The organism is Streptomyces sp. NPDC048248, assembly GCF_043201875.1.
GTDB lineage: Bacteria > Actinomycetota > Actinomycetes > Streptomycetales > Streptomycetaceae > Streptomyces.
Genome location: NZ_JBICZL010000003.1, coordinates 539998 through 549027 on the forward strand (window position 1 = coordinate 539998; position 9030 = coordinate 549027).

The 9030-nt window shown below is 72.5% G+C and carries 7 protein-coding genes; 2 read left to right on the top strand and 5 right to left on the bottom strand.

Annotation, left to right across the window (positions count from 1 at the left end):
- Positions 1 to 25: 25 nt before the first annotated feature.
- Entirely contained in the window at positions 26 to 1180 is a 1155-nt protein-coding gene (locus tag ACGFZW_RS08460; protein WP_393892267.1) for a hypothetical protein, read from the top strand.
- A 162-nt stretch (positions 1181 to 1342) separates the two neighbouring features.
- Here ACGFZW_RS08460 and ACGFZW_RS08465 read toward each other — a convergent pair whose 3' ends face one another.
- The 5 genes from ACGFZW_RS08465 to ACGFZW_RS08485 form a co-directional block, all read right to left on the bottom strand.
- Positions 1343 to 2866 carry a phytoene desaturase family protein gene (locus ACGFZW_RS08465; RefSeq protein ID WP_393892268.1) on the bottom strand — a complete coding sequence of 508 codons (1524 nt, stop codon included), beginning with the start codon at positions 2864 to 2866 and terminating at the stop codon, positions 1343 to 1345.
- A 58-nt stretch (positions 2867 to 2924) separates the two neighbouring features.
- Entirely contained in the window at positions 2925 to 3545 is a 621-nt protein-coding gene (locus ACGFZW_RS08470) for a DUF4126 domain-containing protein (RefSeq protein ID WP_393892269.1), read from the bottom strand.
- A gap of 358 nt (positions 3546 to 3903) precedes the next feature.
- On the bottom strand, positions 3904 to 4518 hold the full coding sequence (locus ACGFZW_RS08475; RefSeq protein WP_393892270.1) for a TetR/AcrR family transcriptional regulator: 615 nt from the start codon (positions 4516 to 4518) through the stop codon (positions 3904 to 3906).
- Positions 4519 to 4601: 83 nt separating this feature from the next.
- Positions 4602 to 6812 (bottom strand): YhgE/Pip family protein, encoded by a 2211-nt coding sequence (locus ACGFZW_RS08480; RefSeq protein ID WP_393892271.1) that lies wholly within the window; start codon positions 6810 to 6812, stop codon positions 4602 to 4604.
- Entirely contained in the window at positions 6784 to 7701 is a 918-nt protein-coding gene (locus ACGFZW_RS08485) for an ATP-binding cassette domain-containing protein (RefSeq protein WP_393892377.1), read from the bottom strand. Before ACGFZW_RS08485 ends, ACGFZW_RS08480 begins: the two co-directional genes overlap by 29 nt.
- Before the next feature lie 193 nt (positions 7702 to 7894).
- Between ACGFZW_RS08485 and ACGFZW_RS08490 the strand changes: the two genes are divergently transcribed.
- Positions 7895 to 8380 carry an SAV_6107 family HEPN domain-containing protein gene (locus tag ACGFZW_RS08490; protein ID WP_393892272.1) on the top strand — a complete coding sequence of 162 codons (486 nt, stop codon included), beginning with the start codon at positions 7895 to 7897 and terminating at the stop codon, positions 8378 to 8380.
- The last annotated feature ends 650 nt before the right edge of the window (positions 8381 to 9030 follow it).

Here is a 9030-nt window from a genome sequence, read left to right on the forward strand (position 1 = left end):
GGAAAGCGGCGGAAGAGGGGCGTATATGGGCTGGACGGTCCTCTACATCGCATTCGGCCTCGTCGCCCTCTGGCTGCTGGGTGAGGTCCTGCTCCAGTACAAGGCCCGGCTGCGCTGGCGGCTGCTGGCCTTCGCGGGCTTCCTCGGCGTGGTTCTCGGGGTCGTCATCCCCTCGGTGATCGTGATCGGGTTGGGTGCCATCGCCTTCGCGGTCGGGCAGACGAACGTCACGCTCTCCTTCCGGCGGGGCTTCTCGACCGGCTGGGCGCTGGGCGGCAAACCGGGCGAGAGCCGGCGGCGCAGGGCCCGCTCCTCGGCGGCGCCCGCCGCCGAGCCGACCTTGCAGGTGTCCGACCTGGAAGCGGTGCCGGTCGGTGACGGCGCGGGTGGCGGCGACGCGGGCGGCTACGCGCCGCAGAACGGCGCCTACGCGAGCCCGAACGGCCAGGACGCCTACCAGGACCAGAACGTCTTCACGGGCTCGTACGGCGACGACACCCTGAACGGCCCCTTGGTCCAGGACACTTACGCCGGCGACGGGTCCTACGGCGCGGGTGACGGCTACCGCGCGCAGGACCCTTACCAGGACCAGCAACAGACCTACGCCGGCCAGGACGCCTACGCGCGTCACGACACCGCCGTCTACGCCCCGCAGCCGCTGCCCGACGAGACCGGTCAGTACGGCATCTACAGCCCCGACGCCCGCACCCCACAGGCCGATTACCCCGACCAGTCCGGCTACGACGCCTACGGGAACCCCCTCGGCAACGGCAACAGCGACGGCAACGGCTATGGATACGGCGGCAGTTACGGTCAGCCCGCAGCGAGCCAGGACGCCTACGCCGATCCGTATGGCGGGTACGGAGGGTACGGCGACGGCCAGGGCCAGCAGACGCCCTACTCCGACCCGTACATCGGCGGCCAGCAGTACTCCGCGCCGTACGACCCCTACGCGCAGCCGGACCCGTATGGCGGGTCTCCCTACGGTCAGCCGTACGACGGCCTGCCGTCCGACGGGCAGGGGCAGCCGCTGGGCCAGGACTTCGGGCAGGACTACCGCGAGACGCCGCCCGGTAGCGTCTGGGTGCCGCAGCAGCGCGACGGGGAACTCCCGCCCGAGCAGCCGCCCTACCCGTCGAACTCGCCGCAGGGGTACGACGAACAGCACTACCGCTACTGAGCCACTGCCGCCGAGGCTGTGTGCCGACGCTCGCGTTTCGACGGCGGCGTCCCGAAGGCCGAATTCCTGAGGCTGCGTTCCTGGGGCTGCGTTTCTAAGGCAGTGTCCGAAGGCGCTCCGCCGGGCCTGTGACCGGCCGGCGCGAGTGCGCCTCCTTCACGGTCAGGTCGAGCCGCTCCAGTCGTCGCCGTTCACGATCAGGCCCGCGACGATCGCGCCGGACATGCCGGCATGCGCAAGGCCGCCGCCCGGGTGCGACCAGCCACCGACCGCGTAGAGCCCGGGGACACGGGTGCGGTTGGCGGGCCGCAGGAAGCGGCCTTCCGCGCCGGCCAGCGCCGGTCCGGGCACCCGCGCCTCCGCGTCGGCCGGCTGGACCTCCCGCCACAGCAGCCGCTCCCGCAGCCCGGGGACCGCGGCCTCGGCGATCTCCGTCATCCGTTCGGCGAAGGACTCCGCCCACCCCGGCCCTTCGGCAGCTGTCTCCGCCCGGAGGGGAGCGGCGACGGTCGCGGTGAGCGTCACGGCCTCGTGGTCGTCATCCGGCCGGCAGCCGGGATCGTCCGGCCGCAGGACCGTCACCGTCGGATCGGTGCACGGGACGCCCCGGGACACGTCCTCACCGAACACCGCGGCCAGTTCGGCCCCGCGGTCCGCGGTGTGCACGACCGTGCGGTGCACGGCGCCCTGCGGGCGGCGGCCGCTCAGCGCGAGCGCGAGGGTGAACCGACCCGGCGCGCGCACCTCCGCGGTGGCGTCGGGACGGACATCGTCGTCGCCCCAGGGCAGTCCGCCCCGCAGCATCGGCTCCAGGAGGGACGGGGCGACACCGGCCACGACGATGTCCGCCTCCTCCACCCGGCCGTCGGCGAGTTCGACGCCCGCCGCCCGGCCGTCCTTCTCCACGATGCGGGTCACCTCGGCGCCGAAGGCGAACTCCACCTTGCGGGCCGTGCAGCGCGCGAAGAGGGCGTCGGCCAACACGCGCATGCCGCCGCGGACGTACCAACTCCCGAACGTCTCCTCCATGTAGGGCAACACGGCCGCGCTCGCCGGAGCGCTGCGCGGATCGAAGCCGTACGCCGACGCATGGTTCTCCAGCAGTGCGACGAGCCGGGGGTCGGCCAACTCGCGGCGGGCGACCTCGGCGAGCGTCGCCGTCGTCGGGCCCTTGCCCCGCCCGAACAGGCCGCGTCTGCGCACCGCCGGATACGGGTCACGCCCGAGCACCTGCCAGTCCGGTCGCAGCGGCTCCTCCAGCAGCGGCCGCCGGGTGGCGTCCCAGCTCTCGCGGGCGCGGTTGATGTACGCACTCCAGCGCTCGCCCGCCCCGGCGCCCAGCGCGGTGTCCAGCGCCTCGACCACGCCGGCGCGTGAGGCGTTCGGCAGCGATACGGCGGTGCCGTCCGCGAAGACATGGCGGACCGCGGGGTCGACCTGCGTCAGCTCGACGCAGCGCTCCAACGGCTCACGGCCGGTCTTGACGAACAGGTCGCGGTAGACGGCCGGCAGATGCAGCAGGCCTGGGCCCGTATCGAAGGCGAAGCCGTCCCTCTCGAACCGCTGCAGCGCGCCGCCGTGCGTCGCGCCGCGCTCGAACACCGCCACCCGGTGGCCCGCGACGGCCAGCCGCGCAGCGGCCGCCATCGCGCCCATCCCGGCGCCGATCACCGCAATACGTGCCATGCCTGCGACTTTATCCGGCCCCTCCGACAACGCCCGCACGGCCGGTGGTTCAGGTGCTTCAGCCCGGTGGCGCCGCGCCGGGCACCACCGCCGGCTGCCGCTTCGCCGCGCGCCGCTGCCGCCGGCCCCGCAGGTACCGGCGGATCCGCGACCACAGGAAGATCACCACGGTGACGCCCGCGACCAGCAGCGCGGCGGCGATGAGCGCGGCGGCCAGCGGATGGAACACCGCGAAGACGATGATCCCGGCGACGCCCAGGTCCTCGACCACGCTCAGCACGATGTTGCTCGCGGGCTCCGGCGAGGTGTTCACCGCGATCCGGGTGCCCGCCTTGACGAGATGGCTCAGCAGGGCCGTGGATCCGCCCACCGCGCCGGCCGCCAGCTGCGGAAGCGATCCGTCGTGCCCGGCCAGCAGCGCCGCCACCACAGCCCCCGAGACCGGCCGGATCACCGTGTGCACGGCGTCCCACACCGAGTCCACGTACGGGACCTTGTCGGCGACCGCCTCGCAGAGGAACAGCAGCCCCGCCACGATCAGGACATCGGGCCTTTGGAGCGCCGCGGGGACGTCGTCGCCGACCCCGGTCGCGCCGAGCAGGCCGAGGAGCAGGACGACGGCATAGGCGTTGATCCCGCTCGCCCAGCCACTGGTGAACACCAACGGGAGTACGGACACACGGGCGATCGTAGGGCAGCCCTGGTGCGCGGTGCTCAGCTTTGAGTATCCGTACTCAGGCTCCGAGATGAGTAGGTACGCGGATGGGCCGGCGGCCCCCCGGAAGGAAGAGTGGGGACCACGGAAGGGACGCGGCGCCGCACCGCCGACACGGGGCGGCGGAACGGCGCGGCTCCCGGACGTGACGGGGGAAGTACGGGGGCTCCACGGGGGAGCACGGGGGAGCACGGGGGAATCGCTGTCCTGGTCGGATCGGTGGGGGAACGATCCGCGCCAGGGCAGCGCTCTCTTTTGTGCCGGGCACCCGTACGGTGCGCGCCGTACCTGGCCGTACGGCGCGCACTGACGTCACCCGTCCTCAGGCGGGGCGGCCGCTGACCCGCCCCTGGAGCAGTCGCGAGAGCGACGCGTGGACATCGTCGATCGACCGGTCCGGCTGGTAGGACTGCCAGTCCAGAGCCGCCACCAGCACCATGCCGAACAGCGCGGACGCGGTGAGCGGGATGTCGATGTCCTCGCTCAGCTCCCCTCCGGCGACGGCCTCCCGCAGGACGCCCTCCACCACCGTGATGGCCCGCTCGCGCACCACCATCAGGGTCGACTGCCAGGCGCGGTTGGTGCGCCACAGCTCCGCGACGTAGAGCTGGGTGAGCGCCGGATAGCGGGAGATGAAGTCCAGGCCGGCCCGGATCATCGCGTCCAGCGCGTCGATCCGGGTGCCGCCCCGGTCGGCGACCTCATCGGAGGCCGCCTGCAAGGAGGACGCCAGCAGTTCGATGCCGTGCCGGAGCAACTCCTCGAAGAGCACGTTCTTACTGGCGAAGTTGTAGTAAACGGTGCCCTTCGCAACGCCCGCCCGCTCGGCGATCTCGTCCACCGTGGTGGACGAGAAGCCCTGTTCCGCGATGAGGGTGACCGCGGCGTCGAAGAGTTTGCGCCGGGTGGCATCGCGGCGTGTAGTGGAGCTGTCCATGGGGGCGATTGTGCCGGTCCCCGCGGTGTGATGCGCGCCGCGCGGCTGCTCCGGCAGGGCGGTGGCGGGCGAGGGGCGGGAATTCACAGGCTCAACTCCGGGTGCAGATCCTTCATTCGCACGACCTGCCGGCCGCGGGCCGACAGGGACGTCAGCGCGAGCGCCCCGGCGGTGAACGCCAGCAGCACCAGGCTGCCCTGCCACACCGGTTCCAGGCCACCGCCCGTGATGAGCCGGCGCAACCCCTCCACGACGTAACTCATCGGCAGATAGGGATGGATGGCGCCGAAGAAGCCGGGACTGGTCTGCACCGGGTACGTGCCGCCGGCCGACGTCAGCTGGAGCATCAGCAAGGCCAGCACCAGGATCCGCCCCGCGGGCCCGAACTGGGCGTTCAGCCACTGCACGATCGCCGAGAAGCAGGCCGTCACCAGGACGAGGAAGCCGACCGTGCCGGCCGCCCGCACCATCTGCAGACCGAGCGCGAAGTGCAGGACGGACATCAGGGCCGCGGTCTGCAGCACCCCGAGGGCGAACACCGGCAGCCAGCCGGAGACCGCCACCCTCCAGGAGGACGCACCCATCGCCAGGGCCCTGCGGTTGAGCGGCTGGATCAGCATGTATGCCACCATCGCGCCCACCCACAGCGACAGCGGGATGAAGTACGGGGCGAAGCCGGTGCCGTAGTTCGGCGCTCGGTGGGCGGAGTCGGACGCCAGCTGCACCGGGTCGGCCATCACGCGGGTGCGTGCGTCGCGTTCCTTCTTGTCGTAGTCGGGAATCTGCGCCGCCCCGTCGTGCAGCCCGCCGGCCAGCTTCGAGGAGCCGTCGGACAGTTTGAACATGCCGCCGTCCAGCGTCTGCGCGCCGTCCTTGAGCCGGCCCACACCGGAGTCGAGATCGCCCGCACCGGTGGCCGCCCGGCCGGTGCCGTCGTGCAGGTCGCGGGCGCCGTCGGCCACCTTGTCCGCGCCGTCGGCGAGTTTGTCCGTGCCGGCCGCCAGCTTCCGCGCGCCCGCGGAGACCTTGTGCGCACCGTCGTTGAGGTCGTTGATCTTCTTGACCGCGGCATCCATGTCCGCGCCGAGGGTCGGGCCGTGCGCGGCCAGCTCGGCGGCCAGGGAGTGCAGGGTGTCCAGGTCCTTGCCGAGCCGGTCCAGATTCTTCTGGTCATGGACGTACCCGCTGACCTCCTCGGCCTTGTCCGCCGCGGTCGCCGCCTGCTCCTTGATCTGCTTCAGCTCGGCGCACGAGACGTCGAGGTTCACCCCGCCCTCGCCGCAGCGCAGCCGGTAGAAGGTGGCCAGGTGGTCGGAGATCCCCCGGGAGAGCCTGGCCCCGGAGTCGGCCGCCGCGGGCAGCTTGTCCAGGTGGTCGTTGACCGCCTGCGAGCCGTCGGCGACGAGCTGCGCCGCCTCACCGATCTCCTTGCCGTGGGCCCGGATGAAGGGGCCCACCTTGCCGTCGATCCTGTTGACCGTGTCGGCGAGCTGCTGGGTGCCATCGGCGACCTGACCGGATCCGTCGGCGACCTTGTGCGAGCCGTCGGCCGCCGTGCCGGCGCCGCGGGCGAGATCGGAGCTGCCCCGGGTGAGCCGCCCGGCGCCCGCGTCGAGGTCGCCCAGGCCCTTGACCAGCTCGCCACTGCCGTTCTTGGCGGTGCCCAGTCCGTCGGACAGCTTGCCGGTGCCGTCCTTGGCCCGGCCGATGCCGTCCTCCAGCTTGTCGGCGCCGTTCGCGGCCTCCTCGGTCTTGCCGTGCAGCGTGGAGAACGAGACGAAGATCTTGTCGAGGAAGGTGCGGGAGGACTTCGTGGACGCCGCCGAGCGCACCTCGGAGAAGACCGTCCGGGAGATCTGCCCGACGATGTAGTTGTTGGCGTCGTTCGTCCGCACCTTGAGGGCGCCGGTCTCCGGGTGGTCCCCGGAGCTGGAGGCGATCCGCCGGCTGAAGTCCTTCGGGATCGACAGCGAGAGGTAGTACGAACCGTCCTCGACGCCCTGGTCGGCGTCGTCCGCGTCCGCCGTGCGCCAGTCGAAGGTGTCGCTGTCGCGCAGCCCGTCGACGATGCTGTCGCCCGCCGAGATCCGCTTCCCGTCGACTTCGGCGCCCTTGTCCTCGTTGACCAGCGCCACCGGTATCCGGTCCAGCCGGCCGTACGGGTCCCAGAAGGACCACAGGTACAGGGCGCCGTACAGCAGCGGCAGCAGCAGAAGGGCGGCCAGCGCGGCGCGCGGCAGCTTCCCCCGGCCGAACCGCTTCAGCTCAAGAGCGGCGAGCTTGGGCGAGCGCATCGGCGGTGGTCCCCTCGGTGTCGTCGTGCGTGTGGTCCGCGGTGGCTTCGGGGCCCTCGGTCTCCGGGGCGGGGGCGGCGTCCGCGGCCGCGTCGGTGTCGGTGTCGGCGGTGGTGCCGGTGTTGGCGGCGATGCTGGTGTCGGAGGTACCCGGGCAGTGGCCCGCCGTGGCTTTCGGCTCCTGTCGGCCGGTGCGCACCAGCACCAGGCCGGCGGCGTCCTCCGGCGGCTCGCTGCACACCGCGACGACGGTCGTGCCGGCCGCCGCAAGGCTGCGCAACAGCGCCCAGGCCGCCGCCCGGTCGCCGTCGGAAAGCTTCAGGTCGGTGTCGTCCACGGCGAGCAGCCGGGGTCCACCGATCAGCGCGAGCGCGAGGGACAGCCGCAGTGCCTCCAGCCGCTCCAGATCACGCACGGACGTGCGGATCCCCTTGGGCAGCGAGTCCAGGTCCAGGCCCGCCGCTTCGAGCGCGGCGTCCACCAGGGCACGTGCCTGCGCCCTTCGCTCCTTGCGCGGCCGCAGCAGCCCGCGCAGCGCGCCGCCGAACCGGCCCTGGAGCAGGGCGCGTTCGCGAAGATGCTCGCCCACCGTCAGCACCGGATCGAGTTCGGCGACCCCGGGTACATGGGCGAGCGCGGTGACGGACCGGACGGCGGCCATCTTCTTGGGCAGCGGCAGGCCGCCGATGTCCGCGGTGCCGGCGGCGGACTTCATCCGGCCGGTGAGTGCGAGCAGCAGGCACGTACGGCCCGAGCCCGAAGGTCCCTGCACCGCGATCAGCGAACCGGGTTCCGCCGCGATGTCGATGCCCTGGAACGCCCATCCGCGGGGGCCCTTTACCCCGAATCCCGCGGTCGTGACCGACGCCCCGTGCGGGGTGCTGTCCACGATCCCCTCCTTGAACTGACTGGTCAGTTCAAAAATAGGCACCCCGGCCCTGCTTCCGCAAGGGGGTGGGGGGAACCTGGCGGGATTCCGTCCCCTTTCCGAAGAACGAGCAGGTCAGCGCCAATTGTCAGTGCCATACCCCACGATGGGGTCATACGGTCCCGAACCGGCATGCGACGACAGGAGGTTCGTCATGGCAGCTCGTCCCACAGCGGGCAGCTCCGCTGCGTACGGTCCCCCGAGTGATGTCCACCCCGTCCTGAGGCGGACAACAGCGCCACCCGCCGCTCTCGACCTGCTCACGCAGGCCCAGCACGGTCTCGACGAAGCGCATACCCTCGAATCCGCCAACGAACGGTTCGCCACGGCCCATCTGGCCGCGCTGCGTACCGCGGCCGCCGTTCTCGCCGTGCGCGGAAGGCCCGAGAGCACCGTGCGCCGCAGGCAGCGTATCCGCAGCGCCTGGGAGGTCCTCCCCGAGGTCGCTCCCGAACTCTCCGAATGGAGCGCCCTGTTCGCCGCCGGCGCCGCCCGCCGGGCCAAGGCCGAGGCGGGCATAGCCGGCGCGGCGACCAGCCGCGACGCGGACGACCTGCTGAGGGACGTCGCCATGTTCCTCCGCCTCGTGGAGCGGATGCTCCTCCTCCAGCCCTCCCTGCCACCCCAGCGAGCCGGCTGAGGGGGCCGGAGGGGGAATCGGCCGAAGTGGCAGCAGTGACCGGAGCGGGGTCGATGGGGCCCGGTGGCCGGGGGTGGCTGCCCGGGGGGAGGCGTGACGTGCGGGCCATGCAGGGGGAGGCCCGGCGGGGTGCGGGTCACGGATGGGGGTGATGGGCGGGCGACGTGTCGGGCGCGACGTCCGGCGGCTGGGCAACCGCGGGTACGTCGGGGGCGGCGCGGGTCCGGGGGTGCGTCGTCCGAGGGCTGGCCGGCCTTGGCTCACCGGGCTCGGGGTGAGTCGTGCGGGGGCTGGCCGACCTTCGCTCACCGGGCTCGGGTGCGTCGCGCGAGGGCGGCGGCGTGGGACCTGAGGGCGCGGGGAGCTGAGGCGCGCGCCCGAGGCGTGGGCCGTGCAGTGGGGGCGTCATGCGGGGCATGGCATGGCGCCTGACGTGGGCTGACGTGGGATTGGACGCCTTTGCGCGGGCCTGATGTGTGGGGCGCGCTCAGAGCGGTGGTGGGGCGGGGTGGGGGTGGGCTCGGGGAGGGGAGGGGAGGGGGAAAGAGCTGGGGGAGGCGGTGTGGCGGGAGCGTCGCGCGGGGTTTCGGGGGTGCCTTGACACAACGGTCGGCTCGCCACTTCCTGTCCCGCCCTCGTTAGCCCTGCCG